The organism is Moraxella sp. K1664 (assembly GCF_039693965.1).
Classification (GTDB): Bacteria; Pseudomonadota; Gammaproteobacteria; order Pseudomonadales; family Moraxellaceae; genus Moraxella.
This window is the reverse complement of sequence record NZ_CP155576.1, coordinates 1,634,419-1,650,587: the sequence shown is the minus strand read 5'-3', so window position 1 is coordinate 1,650,587 and position 16,169 is coordinate 1,634,419. Positions and strand designations below refer to the sequence as shown.

Sequence of the window (16,169 nt, the reverse complement as noted above, 5' to 3'; positions counted from 1 at the left end):
TTGGGGTGCTTTTTATGGCAAAATACACAACCGACTTTAAACTGTCTGTGATTGGGTATTATCTTAATCATCATGGCTACAAACAAACCGCCAAACACTTTAATCTAAACCACACAACCGTAGAGCTATGGGTTAAACTCTATCAAGCACATGGCATTGATGGCATAAAAAGACGACACACAAAGGCTGTCTATGACACAGATTTTAAGCTTAATGCCGTTCAAGCCATACAACAGGGCAAATCGCTTACACAACTTGCCATAGAGCTTAATCTGCCACAACCTTCTTTACTGTCAACTTGGTTAAAGTCCTACCAAGCCTTTGGTATAATGGGACTAATACCCAAACCCAAAGGCAAAAAAGCAATGTCAAACAAACACAACGCTAATAAAACCAAATCAACTTGGAAAACCAAACAAGACCACGAAAAAAGTGTGGATGATTTGCTTGATGAACTTGCCTATCTTAGAGCAGAGAATGACTATCTAAAAAAGCTAGATGCCTTAATTCGTCAAAAGGAACAATCAGTACAAACAAAGAACAAGTCCTGATCATCCAAGAATTAAGGCATAAGCACAAACTTGCTGACTTATTGGCAGTGTCAAACTTGCCAAGAAGTGTGTTTTATTACCACATTCGTCAAAGTACAAAGCCTGACAAAGACCTTGACTTAAAAGAACACATTAACCACATCTACCACCAACACAAGGGCAGGTATGGTTATCGTAGAATCACATCAGAGCTTAACAATCAGCTTGCCCAAAAAGGCATGGTCATTAATCATAAACGAGTGCAACGACTGATGGCTAAACTTGGACTCAAAGCATTGGTTCGTCGTCAACGTAAGTTTAATACTTACAAAGGCACAATGGGCAAAGATACCATTCAGGACAATATACTCAAAAGAGACTTTAAAGCAGACAAACCCAATCAAAAGTGGGCAACAGACATCACAGAGTTTAAAGTACAAGACAAGGCAAATGATGGCAGTGTCATTCAAAGAAAACTCTACCTATCGCCCATCATCGACTTGTTTAATGGTGAGATTGTCAGTTATACGATGAAGGACAGACCAACGTATGAGTTGGTCAAAGAGATGTTAAATGATGCCCTATCCAAGCTAAGCCAAGAAAAGATGGATGACAAACCCATCATTCATTCAGACCAAGGCTGGCACTATCAAATGCACCAGTATCAACAAACCCTAAAAGAACAAGGCTTAACCCAAAGCATGTCAAGAAAAGGCAATTGTTTGGATAATGCTGTGATAGAGAGCTTCTTTGGTACGCTAAAACAAGAGATATTTTATGAGACAACCACATTTACATCAACAGATGAACTTAAACAAGTGATTGATGAGTACATACACTACTACAATCATGATAGAATAAAGAGCAAATTAAAAGGACTAAGTCCTGTTAAGTACAGAAACTTAGTCCAATTAGGGTTAATACAACCACTTGCAACAACCTAACCTTTAATCTTATGTCTAAGATTTGGGGGTCGGTTCACACCCCTTTTATCACTCTTTTACCTCAAACACCTGCTTTAAATACGCCAAATACGTATCATCATCAATCATCGTCTTACCAGGGCTGTCGGAGAGTTTGGCGACAGGTTGCCCGTTACATTCCACAAGTTTTAGCACGATATTAAGCTGGGTTAACCCCATGTCGTTGGTGAGATTGGTGCCGATACCAAAGCCTGTTTTGATACGGGTTTTAAAATATTCATGCAAATCCCACGCCTTTTGGAGCGTCAAGCCGTCGCTAAACGTCAGGCTTTTGGTTTTGGGGTCAATGCGTAGCTTCTCATAATGAGCAATCGCCTTGTCGCCCCACTCGTACGGGTCGCCTGAGTCGTGGCGAAGTCCGTCAAAGAGCTTGGCAAAATACAAATCAAAATCTCTTAAAAATGCGTCCATACCCACAACGTCCGTCAAGGCAATGCCCAAATCGCCCCGATATTCACGCACCCACGCCTCCAACGCCGCCTTTTGGCTATCACGCAAACGCACGTCTAAGGCTTGAAAGGCTTGCATAAACTCATGAGCCATGGTGCCAATCGGAGTCAAACCCAGCTCTTTGGCAAGATAGACGTTAGATGTCCCCCGAAAAATACTGGGCGATGCCTGAGAGAGCGTGTCCACCACATGATAATGCCAGTCTCGGCTATAACGGCGACGTGTACCAAAATCCGCCACGGCAAAGGCAGGATTGTGTACGTCTGAGCGTTCTAGCATTTCATAATGTTTTAAAATTTGCACCTTTTCATCAAGGCGTTTTTGCCCGTCTGTCAAGGCGTTGGGGTCATTTAGGCGTTCGTAATAGAGCTGATTGACAATGGATAACACAAAAATTTCAAAAAACATTGCCTGAATCATCGCCCCTTCAATCTCAATGTTTAGGCGGTTTTCATCGTCCGTCCACACCTTGATAAATCGGCGTTTTAAGGCAAATAATTCTAAATAATCCACAAAATCAGGCTTAATAAACCGCAAATTTCTCAAATAATCCAGTTCATCTTGCTTAAATTTTAAAGTGCAAAGCAGGTCAAGCTGATGCTCCAAATCGTCCTTAATCTCGCCTAAGGGGAACGCCAATTTGTCGTTGTTGCGACAACGAAAGCGGTACACGCCATGCGTTTGGGGGAATTGGTGAAGCATGGCTTGGAGCATGGTAAATTTGTATAAGTCATTATCCAATAATGATGTGATGATTGGCGTGTGGGTCATGATTTTTCCAAAAAGAAGTTTGGGGTATGATAGCAAATTTTTGGGGAAATGGGGGAAAATTATGTGGCTAGCCAAAGACTTCGCTATGGGTATTTAACCTTGCCAAATACAAAATATCATCTTCAATTTTGTAAATCAGCACCAAATCATTTTGTACATGACAATCACGCCAACCCTTTTTGTCGCCATGTAACGCAGGTCTTTATATTTGGCGGGCAACGACTCGCCACGATATAGACAGCTTAACACTTCCAAAAGCTCGGCGGTGAGTTTTTGTTTTCTTAAATCTATCAAAATCCTTACTGGTTTTAACGCTTAACATTATCTAGCTCTGCAAGCAAACTGTCCAAATCATCATAAAGCGTACCACCGCCATTTTCTAGCTCATCAATCGCTTGCAAGGTTTTGGCGTTGGGCGTTCTGGCTTGATAATCAAAAGACACAGGCACTTGATTGGTGCTAACCACCTGATGAAAAAACAGTTTAATCGCTTGTGTGGGCGACAAGCCATAACTTGCCAGCACTTTTGTGGCTTGAACTTTGAGTTCGTCATCAATGCGGATATTTAAATTGGTTGTGGTCATATAGCCCCCTTATGGTTATTTGTTTTATTGTAAAGCAATACGCCCCAATTTGCAATGACAAACGCCATACGATTTATTACGCCCCCTTTAACGCCCCCACCACTGCCCCCATATCGTCCGCACGGGCAATCACCGACACGCACGCCACACCGTCCGCCCCATTGGCACGCACAAGGCTTGCGTTTGTGGTGTCAATCCCACCAATGGCAACAAGCGGACGCTTGCCAATCATCGCTCGCACCTGCCCCACCATATCCACGCCCACCGCACACCCAGCGTCCGCCTTTGAGCGTGTGTCAAACACCGCCCCAATCGCCAAATAATCCGCCAAATCATGCCCCACACTAACCCTTATCTCATCAAGCGAGCTGTGCGACAAACCCACAAATGCACGCCCACGACACAGCCTTGCCACGTCAAAAATATCCATGTCCGCCTGCCCCACATGAACGCCGTCCGCCCCAATGTCAAGGCACAAATGAACATCATTGTTAATCACAAACGGCACGCCATATTGACGGCATAACGCTTGGCAATCTAGGGCGAGCTTTTTAATCTTGTCAGGGCAAGTTAGGGCGTTGTCGCCTTTTTCACGAAATTGATAGCAAGTAATCCCTGCTTGCAAGGCATTCTCCAACACCGCAAGCAGTCTCTGCTCTGGCGTGGGTTCGTCTCGGTGCGTGCAGTCTTGTGTGCCTGCGACAAAATAGACGGATAGGGTTGATTTATCAAACATGGGGGTTCCTTTTGGGATTTTTAATAAAAACTTAAAAATTTTTAAAATACAAATGACAATCAAGGTAAAAAATGTAGGGACAAATCACCTTCGCCCTTTGATAAAGTGTTGATTTTTGGGTGAATTGCAATTCGCCCCTACACGTCCAAATTTTAAAAATATTTTAAAAGGCATTTTAATTCAGCAATGGACTTCCTGCAAAACTCTGAATTAAAGAAAACCGTTCGTGGTGAGCTAAGTCGAACCATAACGGTTTTCCTTATACCCTTCGACAAGCTCAGATACCATGATACCCCACCTAAGTCAATGGTTTTTTAAGTATCTGGTATCTAGTATCTTACAAACTAACTTAAAGATACTTGTTGCTCAAAGGATGTTTGGGTTTTGATAACACCAAAACAGATATGTACCAATTTACGCATACAAGCACATAAGGCTTGCATTTTGGTTTTACCGTTTTGTTGTAATCGTTCATAAAATGCCTTAATGGTGCTATTATAACGAATGGCACTCATTGCAGACATATACAGCTTAGCACGCAAAGAGACTTGCCCTTGTTTGGACAGTTTGGTTGCTCCCTTAAAGACACCTGACTGTCTTTGTTTGGGTATTAAGCCTAAAAACGAAGCCATCTGTGAGGCTTTTTTAAATTGTTTGGTATGTATTAAGCATACCACTTCTTTGGCAATAACAGAACCAATACCGTCAATGGTTTCAAGTAAGGTTTTGTCTTGCTTTAAACTTGGTTGTTTGTCAACAAAGTCATCAATGTCTTTGGTGAGTTTGGCAATTTCCTCTTGAAGGACACTGATGACTGTTTGCATGGATGCTTTAACCAAATCGGGCAGATTGGGTGATAAGAGCAACTCTTGTCGGTTTTGCTCTCGTTGCAAATCTTCTTTGAGTGCTTCTAAGCGAGCCAATAGAGCTTTTAGCTGTTTGGCTTCAATGCTAGGTGCTATCCAAATCTCAGGCTTGTGGCTATAACCATACCTTGATAAAATAATGCTGTCTTTTTTATCAGTTTTATGGATTACCCCCAAACTGTCTGCAAATTTGCGGACATAGTTAGGATTGACAATGCTTTGCTTGATATTATTATCATCAAGAAACTCACTTAGGTGTTCATGATAAACCCCTGTTGCTTCTAGGATGATGTGTAGCTCATCAAGATGATTGCTGACATTGGTTTTTAACCAAGCAAGCAGTAAATCAAAGCCTGCTTTGTTGTTGTTAAAAACCTTGGTTTTTACTTTATTTGTGCTTGGGTTTATAAATGCAACATCAAACTTTGCTTTGCTGATGTCTATGCCAATATAGTGTATCATCTGTCTCTTGCCTTGTTTATGCAGTGTCTGTTTTAATAAACGCACTTAGATACCATTCAGAGTTAAGATGACAAGCAAAGGACACCATCTGAGCACCAGTGTTAAGACACTAAGGGCGAACCCGTGTTCTCTTTGCTTGTATAACCCAACAACATTCTAGCAGATAATCTAGGTTTGGTGTTGGGTTGATACAAGGGCGAACGGAAAACCAGTTTTATAGGAAGTTTAATATTAAATTTACCAACTAATTACCCACCCCACCTTCCCAAAACGCCCAATGATTGACCGCCCCATGTCCGTGTCCGATATTGGGGGCGGTGCTAATCGCCTGAGCAATTAAGCGTTTGGCGGTATGAATGGCATCTGCCACGCTCGCCCCTTTGGCAAGCTCTGCCGTGATACACGCCGAGAACGTACACCCTGTGCCGTGTGTGTTTTTGCTGTTAGTGCGTTCGCTTTGTACTTGCCAAATATCGCCCGTTTCATCAAGCACATAATCTATGCACATGGCACTTTGGGAATTTTGGCTATGTCCGCCTTTGATGATGACCGTCTTTGCCCCCATGTCTTGTAAGGCGTGTAGGGCTTTCCTTATATCATCATCACAAACTATCGTCATGCCTGTCAGCACTTCGGCTTCTGGTAGGTTGGGCGTGATGATGTCGGTTAGGGGAATGAGCCGTTTTAGGCTGTCTTTTGCGTTGTCATCAAGCAAGGATTGTCCGCCTTTGGCAATCATCACAGGGTCAAGCACCACTTGCCCAAACGGACGATTTTGTAGAAACTGCCCCACCGTCTCAATGATGTCGGACGTGCCAAGCATACCGATTTTGCACGCCCCAATCGCAAAATCGTCCCCAATGGCGACAAGCTGGGCTCTAATGTGGTCGGTCGGCAGATGATGAATGCCCCATACGCCTTGGGTGTTTTGGGCGGTTGTGGCGGTCAGTACACTTGTACCAAATACTTGTCGCATGGTAAAGGTCTTTAAATCCGCCTGAATGCCTGCCCCACCGCCAGAGTCCGACCCTGCAATAGTCAAGGCTTGGGCGGGGCGATGAGTGCGTGGGTGCGTGTGGACGTGGTTCATGCTCCCCCCACAAACTTGACACGATTGGCAATCTCATCAGGGCTAATACCGCCCAATTTATCCAAAAATTGATACATAAACGTACCGCTTTGGCTTGGCAATAATCCTTCACAAGCAAGCTCGCCTGCAATGGCAAATGTGGCACAGGCATTGACCGCCCCCACCAAATACCGCTCACGCCCTGCCACCGCCAAAAATGCCCCAACCACGGCACTTAGCAAGCACCCTGTGGCGGTAACCTTGGGCAGAAGTGGCGTACCGTTGGCAAGGGCAACCACCTGCGTGCCGTCTGAGATATAGTCAATCTCGCCTGTCAAAATGGCAATGGTGCGGTACTTTTGGGCGACCGCTTGGCAAATGCTCGCCAAATCCGCATCGCCACGCCCAGCATCCACGCCTTTGGCTTGCCAGTTCGCCCCTGCCAAAAACGCAAGCTCGCCTGCATTGCCACGAATGGCATCAAACTGCACGACTTGGCTAATCTGATGAATGGTAGATTGGCGTAAAGTGCTTGCCGACACCGCCACAGGGTCTAGCACCACAGGAATGCCGTGGGCGTTGGCGGTTTGCCCTGCGATAATCATGGCGGACGTTTTGGGGTCGGACGGCGTGCCGATATTTAGCACAACCGCACTACTGATTTTGGCAAGCTCTGCCATCTCCAAAGGCGACTCTGCCATCATGGGGGACGCACCAACAGCAAGCAGTCCATTGGCGGTAAAATTGGCGGAGACCAGATTTGTAATGTTGTGAATTAGGGGGTTTTGCTTGCGGACTTCGTTGATTAAGTCTAGGGGGATTTGGTCTGGGGAGAATGGGTTTTTGGTAACTGTGGTCATGGGTTTTTCCTTTTTAAGAAAAGCACAGTCAAAACCCACACCAAAAAGTGTGTTGCTCGTCAATTTTTATCAATTTCCTACGCCAGTTTTAACTGTATCAGGTTCACGGGTATCATCTCAGCCATAAATAGCACCCCGATTGATAGGTTGGATTATAACAAAAGGGTAAGGGGTGTGCAAGCGGTTAAAAATGGTTAAAATGGTTTTTATTTTTAACAAAATGACGTAAAATAGCTCTTATTTAACCATTTAAAAGCCATGACCCTAAACCTACCCCACCTAAACCTTACCCCCTTGCAATGGGACGACTTGCACACAAGCACCCACCCCCACGCCGAATACAACGCCACGCATGATGATATGCTTGCTCGGATTTTGAGTCGCATTGATGATAAAAAAAACGGGCAAGCCTGCCCTGATGAGCTGTGGATTGTGGAGCATCAAGACGTTTATACGCTAGGGCAAGCGGGCAAAGAAGAGCATATTCTCTACAAGACCGACACCCCAATCATCAAAACCGACCGTGGCGGACAGGTAACATGGCATGGCGTGGGGCAACTTGTGGTGTACTGGCTGTGGGATTTGCACCGCCTTGGCATGGGCGTGCGAGACCTAGTGAGCCACGCCGAGCAAGCCATAGAAGACGTGGTGGGCGAGTACCTACCGCCCGATTTGACCGCTAAGGCTCGCCGTGATGCCCCTGGGGTGTATATTTATAATACCAATGGCGATATGCTTGGCAAAATTGCGTCTTTGGGCTTTAAAATCAAGCAAGGGCATAGCTATCACGGCATTGCCATTAACCTTGTCAATGATTTGACCGCCTTTAATGCCATTAACCCTTGTGGCTATGCGGGCATGGCAATGGTAAAACTATCGCAATTTGGCAAATTTGATGATAGCCAAACGCACGAATTTATTCATAAATTTATCAGTAATATTCAAAAAAGACACAGTGGACAACTCGCCCTAAGACCCATAAATAACCCGATACCCAGCGAATAAGCCATGAAATACCCATTAATAATCATCGCAATCGCTCTGTCATCCTTGACCGCTTGCGACAACAAGCCCAACAGCTCACTTGCTACTGATGCCACACCACGCCAAGCAGAGCAGACTTTTGTGGACGTTGCCCCCACATCGCCCACACCTGTCGCTCAAAGTGCCAACGCCCAAGCGATTGATTGCCAAGCCGTTACCAGCACACTAACCGCCATTGACATCAATAGCCAAATAGATGACTTTGATAAGGCGGATAAACTACTCAATCATTGCCTGCCGACTGCCGACAACACCACCCAAATCAAGTGGGCGACACAATATCAGCTTGCTTATCAGCGTTTTTTGTCATTTTGGCAAGGCGATAAATTTTTGCTAGATGAGGCAGAATTTGACCAGTTAAATCAGGTCATGTACGACATTCATTATAACAAAAAGTACAATGAGTCCAACATCGTAAAATTACCCCCAAAAGCCCAACATCTCATCAAGCAGGTCAAACAAAACAAGCTAAAAATAGCAGACTACTGCGAAGGGGAATTTGACTTCGTCAATGATTATCAAGCATTTGCCAAGCTGTTTACGCCCCATTTACCAAAAGGCCAAGCGGTCATGATTGAGCGACTTGCCAGCGACAACCAAGAGCCACTGTGGTGTGATGCAGGTCTTAGCATTTCATTAGATGAGCTTATCGAGCGGGCGTTATTTTGGCAAGATTATCAAAAGACGTATCCGCAGAGTGTCTTTATTGATGATGCCAAACGGTTGTCATTATTTTATGAATATTTGTTATTTTTTGATTCAGATAATACACGTTGGCTAAATGATGATAAAACCGCATTTATCACCTACATCAATGAAAATGATGAGACATTCACAGATGAAGCGAGCTTTGTCAAACTTGCCAAACATAACAGCGAACTTGGCAAAAAAGCCCAAGCCTTTCTAGCATTTATCGCCACACCAACAGATGAGCGAGACGACAAATACCCCATAAATCCTGCCAATCTTGATGAACGCCACCTTGATGACCCAAGTCAAATTGAAGATTGGGAGCGGGCAACCTTACAACTCATGACCGCCTTAGACAAAACAAAAGTGGACACCCCAAGCTGTATCAGCACCCCCATTTGCTTGCCCGATACATCAGATGAGCCTTGATAATATGCCATTATCCATAAGCGATATGCAAAAACATCATAAATTGATGATTGCACTTAGATTGATTTAATATTACAATGGCACAACTTTTTTAATCCCAATCGGAGAATTTTATGGTAGATTTTAACAAAATCCTAGACGCAGGCGACGTGGACGCAGGCGAGATTAACGTGGTCGTAGAAATCCCTACTGGCTCAAACCACAAAATCGAATGGAACCGCAAACTCGCTTGCTTTGAGCTTGACCGTGTTGAGCCGATTGCTTTTGCCAAGCCTTGCAACTATGGCTTTATCCCTCAAACCCTAGACGAAGACGGCGATGAGCTAGACGCACTTATCCTAACCGAACAGCCATTGACCACGGGTATTTTTCTAAAAGCCAAAGTCATTGGCGTGATGAAGTTTGTTGATGACGGCGAGGTGGACGACAAAATCATCGTGGTACCTGCCGATGACCGCAACAACGGCAACGCCTACAACAGCCTTGATGACCTACCACCACAGCTTATCAAACAGCTAGAATTTCACTTTAACCACTACAAAGACCTAAAAAAAGCTGGCACCACCAAAGTAGAAGGCTTTTTTGACGTTGCCACCGCCAAAGAAGTGATTAAAGAGAGCCAAAAACGCTGGGTAGAAGAAGCGTGATTGGCGACTTGCAGATGACAATCTTATAAGTCATCAATCATAAAACCGCCCGAATGCCATAAACGGTATTCGGGCGGTTTTGTCAACATGAGTATAATTTACTCTTTGTTGATTTATACTTTATAAAACTTCGCCTTGCCAAACGCAGGGGTTTGCTGTCCTTTACGTTCGCTTTTGCCTTGTCTGTCATCGGCTCTTTTTCGCTCATTTTTGCCTTTTTGAGTGCGTTTTTGGCGAACTTCACGAGCGGGCAGGGGCTTTTTGTGGATACGGGCTTGTTTTTCTTTGGCGGACGTATTTAGTCCTGTGCCTTGGCGAGAACGCAGACCTACCGATGAGACAAGGGCATCAATGGCTTTGGCATCAAGCTCAATAAATCGCCCTGTTTTTAGCTCTTTGGGCAATATCATGGTACTGTATCGGGTACGAATCAGGCGTGAAACTTTAAGTTCTTGGGACTCAAACATACGGCGAACTTCACGCTTGCGACCTTCTTTGATGGTGACGTGATACCATTTATTAACCCCTGTACCGCCACCTTCTTTGATGTCATCAAAGCGTGCCATGCCGTCTTCTAACTCAACGCCACGGGTCAGATTCTGGGCAATCTCTGGGGTGACTTCGCCAAGCACTCGCACGGCATATTCACGCACCACTTCGCTAGATGGGTGCATGAGACGATGAGCCAGCTCGCCATCGTTGGTGAACAGTAGAAGACCCGATGAGTTAATGTCCAGTCTGCCGACCATCACCCATCTGTCGCCTGTCAGCTTAGGCAGGCGGTCAAACACCGTGGGGCGACCTTCGGGGTCAGACATGGAGCAAATCTCGCCTTCGGGCTTATAGTAGGCGATGACACGGCGACGTTTCTCACGTTCGGCTTTAAGACGTACCAGTCGCCCATCGATACGAATCTCATCACTCACGCTGGCTCTATCGCCCAGCGTTGCGGTCTTACCGTTGATGGAGATTCGTCCTGTTTTGATGATTTCTTCTAACTGGCGACGTGAACCCAAGCCCATGCGTGCTAGGAGCTTTTGCAGTTTTTCGCCTTGGGGTTTGGCGGTATCTGTGTGAGTGTCTACGGGTAATTCGGTGGTGTGGGGGATGTTCATGATGTGTTCCTGTATGGGGAGTTTAACATTTCACAATGTTATTAATATGTTAAGCAACAACTTGCTTAAAAAAATGAACAGTCATTATACCATAATTTTACCATATAAAGGTATTTACTTTGTACCCACAAAAATACCCCGTCAAAAACAGGGTATTTTACAAACAACCATTAAAGCGATTATTTCAAAAGCAACTTGTTAATCCGCTTTAAATACCCCGCAGGGTCATCAGGCTGTCCGCCATCTGCTATCAAGGCTTGGTCAAAGATAACTTCGGCTAGGTCATCAAAATCGCCACTGTTTTCAAGCCGTGCAATCAGTGGGTGCGTGGGGTTAATTTCAAGCGTGGGCTTGACATCAGGCACAGGCTGTCCCATCGCTTTTAGCATTTGAGCCATTTGCGGAGTCAGCTCGCCATCGCCCACAACAAGACAGGCAGGAGAATCCACCAGACGGCTCGTTACTCGCACGTCTTTGGCTCGTCCGCCAAGCACGCCTTTTAGGCGTTCTACCACAGGCTTGAAGGCTTCTTCTTGTTTTTTGACTTCTTCTTTTTCGGCGTCATCGGTCAAATCACCCAAATCCACCGCCCCTTTGGCGATATTTTGTAATGGCGTGCCGTCAAATTCGGTCAAGAAGTTCATCGCCCATTCGTCCACTTTTGACGTCATGAGGATAACTTCAATGCCTTTTTTATTAAATAGCTCTAACTGCGGGCTGTTTTTGGCAGAAACTAAGTTTTCGGCAGTCAGGTAATAAATCGCCTTTTGACCGTCTTTCATGCGTGCCTTGTAGTCGGCAAAACTGGTCTCAACGCTGTCATTTGTGCTGGTGGCATAGCGGAGCAGTTTGGCGATACGCTCTTGGTTAGCTTTGTCTTCGCCCAAGCCTTCTTTGATGACATCGCCAAACTCTTTGTAAAAGTCGGCAAATTTGGCTTGTTTGGTTTCATCTTCGCTATTTGCTAGGCTTGCCAACAGGGTCAGCACACGGCGGGCGTTGCCTTCACGAATAGATTTGACATCACGAGACTCTTGCAAAATCTCACGGCTCACATTAAGCGGTAAATCAGCACTGTCAATCACACCCTTGACAAAACGCAGGTACATGGGAAGAAGCTGTTCGGCATCGTCCATGATAAACACACGCTTGACGTAGAGTTTTAGCCCACGTTGCTGTTCACGGGCGTACAGGTCAAACGGGGCTTTTTTGGGGATATACAAAAGCTGAGTATATTGCACACGCCCTTCGACTCGGTTGTGCGTCCACGTCAGTGGCTCATCAAAATCGTAGCTTACCGTCTTATAAAACTCGCTGTACTCATCATCGCCAATCTCGCTTGGCGTGCGTGTCCATAGGGCGGACGCTTTGTTAATCGTCTCCCATTCGTCCGTCAAAATCATCTCGCCATTTGGCACAGGGGCGTTTTCGTCTTGCTCCCCATTTTCTGAAACGTCTTCTTGCCACACTTCTTTACGCATTTGAATGGGCAGACTGATGTGGTCGGAGTATTTTGATACGAGCGACTTGATTTTATAGCGGTCAAGGTAGCTGTATTCGCCGTCTTCACGCTCTACAAATTCATCTTTTAGGTGTAAGATAATGGAAGTACCACGGGTAGGCTTGTCAATAGACTCGGTCGTGAATGAGCCTGTGCCGTCCGACACCCAACGTACGCCCCCGCTACTTGGTTCGCCAGCTTTACGGGTCTCTACCGTGATTTTGTCCGCCACGATAAAGCCAGAATAAAAGCCCACGCCAAACTGTCCGATAAGGTTGCCGTCTTTTTTATCGGCGTCTGATAATTTGTCCAAAAAGGCTTTGGTGCCTGATTTGGCAATCGTGCCTAAGTTGTCAATCACGTCCGCTTCGTTCATGCCAATGCCGTTATCGCTGATGGTTAAGGTTTTGGCATCTTTGTCGATTTCAATACGAATGGCAAGTTCGCCGTCATTTTCATAAAGACTGTCATCACTTGTCGCCAAAAAGCGTAATTTGTCGCACGCATCGGACGCATTAGACACCAATTCACGGATAAAAATATCAGGGTTTGAGTAAAGTGAATGCGTTACAAGGTGCAGAAGTTGATTGACTTCGGTTTCAAAGGTGTGGTTTTTGATGGTCATAAAAATATCCTGTCAAATTCAAGGTAAAAATCAACAGGATAAAAATAGGGATAGGGGCGGATTTTTCAAGGGGATTTATCGCACCTGCTGATAATCAGCTTCTGGCACATACGAATTTGCCGTCGCCTTTGGCATGACTATCCATAGGATAAAGTAGATAAGCACCCCCGGCACAGCAGCACTGGCGGTTGAGATGATGACAAACAGAAGTCGCACTATCGTGGGCGACCAGCCCAGATATTCTGCGATACCGCCCATCACGCCTGCTATCATGCGATGATGACGTGAACGATGTAATTTGTATAATTTTGCTTGTGCCATGATAAGACCTTACTTGTTACTTTTATTTACTATTACTCCCAAAAATTTGCGTATAATATAAATAAAATTGGTTGAAAAAGAATGACTAAGATAACAGCTAAAACCATGATTTTCAAGTAATTTTACCCAATCTTACGATTTTCACTTAACATTACAAAAAGATGACATAATGAACACAGGCATTCTTATCGGACATTTTGAGCCTTTGCATTTGGGGCATTTGGCGGACATCAATCACGCCTCAGGGCAAGTGGATACCTTGCACATCGTGGTATTGCCCAAAGACGGTGATAGCCCATTTAAGCCAACTTTGCAAGACAAAGCCCGAGCCGTGCAAGTGGCGTGTGAGTTTTTTGGATTTATAAAAGTGCATACGGCTGATAGCTTAAATTTGACTGGTTTAAATGGACAAACTTGGGCTTATGATGAGCCAAGCTCTGATACATCGCTGATTGATGTGATTATTAACGCCCTACAAATCAATGACACGCCCACCCTATTTATCAAATCATTTGCCGAAAATAATCTTTTAAATAACCAAACCTGCCAAACCGCCCTATTGCCCGATAATTCTTATAATGGCACCGCCATTTATCAAAATCCCATTGCCCATTTTCACGCCATTGCCCCGTCCGCCAAACAAAACTACACCAAAACTGTCTGTATCGTGGGTGGTGAAAGCTCAGGCAAAACCACGCTCGTACACAAACTTGCCAATCATTATGGGGCAAATTTTGTCTTAGAAATGGGGCGACTTTATACCCACAGCGATTTGGGCGGTACGGAGATTGGATTGCAATACAGCGATTACCCTATTATTGCCAATCAACATTATTTGGCAATTCAAAACGCCCTAAAAAACGCCATTAGCCCCATTACCATTATTGATACCGATTTTATTACCACCCAAGCCTTTTGTGAAACGTATGAAAATCGCACCCACCCTTTATTAACCGCATTTTGTGAAAATGTCAAAATGGATTATACCATTATGCTTGACAATAATGTCAAATGGGTTGCAGACGGAATGCGGTCATTAGGCTCAGACGATGAACGCAGTGCTTTTTCAAAGACGCTCATGAGATTATTTAACAAACATCAAATTACCCCACATATTATTAACGATAAAGACTATCACGACAGATATTTATCGGCGGTCAAATTTATTGATGCTGTTATTTTTAAAAAATGATTTAAAATGATTTAAAATGATTTAAAATGATTTAAAAATTTGTCAATAAAATTAACACAAAAAATCGGGGACATGCCCCGATTTATGATGATGGATATTTTAAAACAACCCCTTTATCCAATCCACCAAACTCTCCCACATGCGACTGACAAACCCCGCCTGCTCTGCATCTTCATCGGCGATGATGGGCGTGCTGGCAACCGTTCTGCCATCTAATACTGCCATCATCTGACCAAGCTCTTGTCCTTTTTTGATGGGAGCGGTGATGTTATCATTAAGCTTGATGGCGGTGGTGAAATTGCCCGTTTGGTTTTTGGTGGTGAGCACTTTTAGGTCACTGAGCGTACTGGCAGTAACGGTTTTGTTTTTGCTAAATTTGACGGGGATATTGCCTGCATTTGTTCCGCTGGTGGCGACAACCACATTGGTAAAATGCCCAAAACCGAAGTCTAGTAGCTCACGAGCTTGGTCGGCACGGGCTTGCATGCTCTTTGCCCCAAGCACGATGGCAATCAGACGCATGTTGTCTTTATGGCTTGACGCCGCCAATGAATACCCAGACTCGCTGGTATGTCCTGTTTTTAGACCATCAACGGTGGCATCCGTGAACAATAAGGCATTGCGATTGCCTTGTTTGATGTTGTTATAGGTAAACTCTTTTTCGCTATAAATGGGGTAATACTGTGCTGAGTTCTTGATGACCGTGCGTGCCAGCACCGCCAAATCATGAGCCGATGAGCGATGTCCTTCGGCAGGCATGCCTGTGGCATTGGCAAAATGGGTGTTGGTCATGCCCAGTTTGGCAGCTTCATCATTCATAATCACCGCAAAGGCGGATTCTGACCCCGAGATATGCTCCGCCACGGCAATCGATGCATCATTGCCAGACTGTACGATGATGCCCCGTAGCATGTCAATGGCGGTGGCACTCTCGCCCAGCGGTACATACATGCACGACTGACTGCTTGACCCCCGACACCATGCCGTCTCGCTAACCTTGATGGGTGTGGTCTCAGATAACTCGCCTGAGAGCAGTTTTTGCTCCAAGATATAACTCGTCATCATCTTGGTCAATGACGCAGGGGGCAATGGCGTGTCAGCATTGCTCTGAGCAAGCACCGTACCTGTGTCATAATCCATCAGCACATAGGCGGCGTTGTCTTGGGTGGGGGGATTGATGCCGTTATTGGCAAAGGCGGTGACAGAGACTGTCAAAAACGCCAAGGCTAGGGAAGTTTTCTTAAAAAAAGTCATCATACCGCAAATTCACTCAAATTTATGCATAAAAAGTGCT

General features: G+C 45.0%; 17 protein-coding genes, 1 pseudogene and 1 riboswitch. Of the genes and pseudogenes, 6 read left to right on the top strand and 12 right to left on the bottom strand.

Annotation, left to right across the window (positions count from 1 at the left end; all coding sequences use genetic code 11):
• Nucleotides 1-14 precede the first annotated feature (14 nt).
• Together AAHK14_RS08335 and AAHK14_RS08330 are read left to right on the top strand one after the other, a co-directional pair.
• Nucleotides 15-551 carry a helix-turn-helix domain-containing protein gene (locus AAHK14_RS08335; RefSeq protein WP_065256690.1) on the top strand — a complete coding sequence of 179 codons (537 nt, stop codon included), beginning with the start codon at nucleotides 15-17 and terminating at the stop codon, nucleotides 549-551.
• Nucleotides 524-1,474 (top strand): IS3 family transposase, encoded by a 951-nt coding sequence (locus AAHK14_RS08330; RefSeq protein ID WP_115246899.1) that lies wholly within the window; start codon nucleotides 524-526, stop codon nucleotides 1,472-1,474. The genes AAHK14_RS08335 and AAHK14_RS08330 overlap by 28 nt, the downstream gene beginning before the upstream one ends.
• A 48-nt stretch (nucleotides 1,475-1,522) precedes the next feature.
• Here the strand turns inward: AAHK14_RS08330 and pncB are convergent, their stop codons facing one another.
• From pncB to thiM, 8 genes are all read right to left on the bottom strand, one after another.
• The gene (pncB, locus tag AAHK14_RS08325) at nucleotides 1,523-2,734 is read right to left on the bottom strand and encodes a nicotinate phosphoribosyltransferase (RefSeq protein WP_065254925.1); all 1,212 of its coding nucleotides are present in this window, start codon (nucleotides 2,732-2,734) and stop codon (nucleotides 1,523-1,525) included.
• Nucleotides 2,735-2,801: 67 nt separating this feature from the next.
• The gene (locus AAHK14_RS08320) at nucleotides 2,802-2,876 is read right to left on the bottom strand and encodes a type II toxin-antitoxin system YafQ family toxin (protein ID WP_253842402.1); all 75 of its coding nucleotides are present in this window, start codon (nucleotides 2,874-2,876) and stop codon (nucleotides 2,802-2,804) included.
• Nucleotides 2,870-3,028, bottom strand: a complete 159-nt coding sequence (locus AAHK14_RS08315) for a hypothetical protein (protein WP_227514642.1) — start codon at nucleotides 3,026-3,028, stop codon at nucleotides 2,870-2,872. The genes AAHK14_RS08320 and AAHK14_RS08315 overlap by 7 nt, the downstream gene beginning before the upstream one ends.
• A gap of 14 nt (nucleotides 3,029-3,042) precedes the next feature.
• Nucleotides 3,043-3,318 carry a type II toxin-antitoxin system RelB/DinJ family antitoxin gene (locus AAHK14_RS08310; protein ID WP_065254926.1) on the bottom strand — a complete coding sequence of 92 codons (276 nt, stop codon included), beginning with the start codon at nucleotides 3,316-3,318 and terminating at the stop codon, nucleotides 3,043-3,045.
• A gap of 76 nt (nucleotides 3,319-3,394) precedes the next feature.
• A complete protein-coding gene (gene thiE / locus AAHK14_RS08305; protein WP_065254927.1) occupies nucleotides 3,395-4,054 on the bottom strand; it encodes a thiamine phosphate synthase in 660 nt (219 codons plus the stop codon).
• Nucleotides 4,055-4,398: 344 nt separating this feature from the next.
• Complete coding sequence (locus AAHK14_RS08300; protein ID WP_346818192.1) at nucleotides 4,399-5,427, bottom strand: IS110 family transposase; 1,029 nt, start codon at nucleotides 5,425-5,427, stop codon at nucleotides 4,399-4,401.
• A gap of 199 nt (nucleotides 5,428-5,626) precedes the next feature.
• The gene (gene thiD, locus AAHK14_RS08295) at nucleotides 5,627-6,472 is read right to left on the bottom strand and encodes a bifunctional hydroxymethylpyrimidine kinase/phosphomethylpyrimidine kinase (RefSeq protein WP_065256692.1); all 846 of its coding nucleotides are present in this window, start codon (nucleotides 6,470-6,472) and stop codon (nucleotides 5,627-5,629) included.
• Complete coding sequence (gene thiM / locus AAHK14_RS08290; protein ID WP_065256693.1) at nucleotides 6,469-7,311, bottom strand: hydroxyethylthiazole kinase; 843 nt, start codon at nucleotides 7,309-7,311, stop codon at nucleotides 6,469-6,471. Before thiM ends, thiD begins: the two co-directional genes overlap by 4 nt.
• A 57-nt stretch (nucleotides 7,312-7,368) precedes the next feature.
• A riboswitch (TPP riboswitch) is annotated at nucleotides 7,369-7,459 on the bottom strand.
• Nucleotides 7,460-7,569: 110 nt separating this feature from the next.
• Between thiM and lipB the strand changes: the two genes are divergently transcribed.
• From lipB to AAHK14_RS08275, 3 genes are all read left to right on the top strand, one after another.
• Complete coding sequence (lipB, locus tag AAHK14_RS08285) at nucleotides 7,570-8,316, top strand: lipoyl(octanoyl) transferase LipB (RefSeq protein ID WP_065256694.1); 747 nt, start codon at nucleotides 7,570-7,572, stop codon at nucleotides 8,314-8,316.
• Nucleotides 8,317-8,319: 3 nt separating this feature from the next.
• The gene (locus AAHK14_RS08280; protein ID WP_065256695.1) at nucleotides 8,320-9,474 is read left to right on the top strand and encodes a hypothetical protein; all 1,155 of its coding nucleotides are present in this window, start codon (nucleotides 8,320-8,322) and stop codon (nucleotides 9,472-9,474) included.
• A gap of 113 nt (nucleotides 9,475-9,587) precedes the next feature.
• On the top strand, nucleotides 9,588-10,121 hold the full coding sequence (locus AAHK14_RS08275) for an inorganic diphosphatase (protein ID WP_065256696.1): 534 nt from the start codon (nucleotides 9,588-9,590) through the stop codon (nucleotides 10,119-10,121).
• A gap of 113 nt (nucleotides 10,122-10,234) precedes the next feature.
• On the opposite strand, the gene rluB is transcribed toward AAHK14_RS08275, so the two are convergent.
• The 3 genes from rluB to AAHK14_RS08260 all read right to left on the bottom strand — a co-directional run bounded on the left by rluB (nucleotide 10,235) and on the right by AAHK14_RS08260 (nucleotide 13,683).
• A complete protein-coding gene (gene rluB, locus AAHK14_RS08270) occupies nucleotides 10,235-11,236 on the bottom strand; it encodes a 23S rRNA pseudouridine(2605) synthase RluB (protein WP_083108434.1) in 1,002 nt (333 codons plus the stop codon).
• 179 nt (nucleotides 11,237-11,415) lie between these two features.
• A complete protein-coding gene (htpG, locus tag AAHK14_RS08265; protein WP_065274067.1) occupies nucleotides 11,416-13,362 on the bottom strand; it encodes a molecular chaperone HtpG in 1,947 nt (648 codons plus the stop codon).
• A 75-nt stretch (nucleotides 13,363-13,437) separates the two neighbouring features.
• On the bottom strand, nucleotides 13,438-13,683 hold the full coding sequence (locus tag AAHK14_RS08260; protein WP_065256698.1) for a PspC domain-containing protein: 246 nt from the start codon (nucleotides 13,681-13,683) through the stop codon (nucleotides 13,438-13,440).
• 157 nt (nucleotides 13,684-13,840) lie between these two features.
• On the opposite strand from AAHK14_RS08260, the pseudogene nadR reads away from it, so the two are divergent.
• A pseudogene (gene nadR / locus AAHK14_RS08255) lies at nucleotides 13,841-14,875 on the top strand (multifunctional transcriptional regulator/nicotinamide-nucleotide adenylyltransferase/ribosylnicotinamide kinase NadR); the annotation flags it as partial.
• 99 nt (nucleotides 14,876-14,974) lie between these two features.
• Here nadR and AAHK14_RS08250 read toward each other — a convergent pair.
• The gene (locus AAHK14_RS08250; RefSeq protein ID WP_156065216.1) at nucleotides 14,975-16,132 is read right to left on the bottom strand and encodes a D-alanyl-D-alanine carboxypeptidase family protein; all 1,158 of its coding nucleotides are present in this window, start codon (nucleotides 16,130-16,132) and stop codon (nucleotides 14,975-14,977) included.
• Between the last annotated feature and the right edge of the window lie 37 nt (nucleotides 16,133-16,169).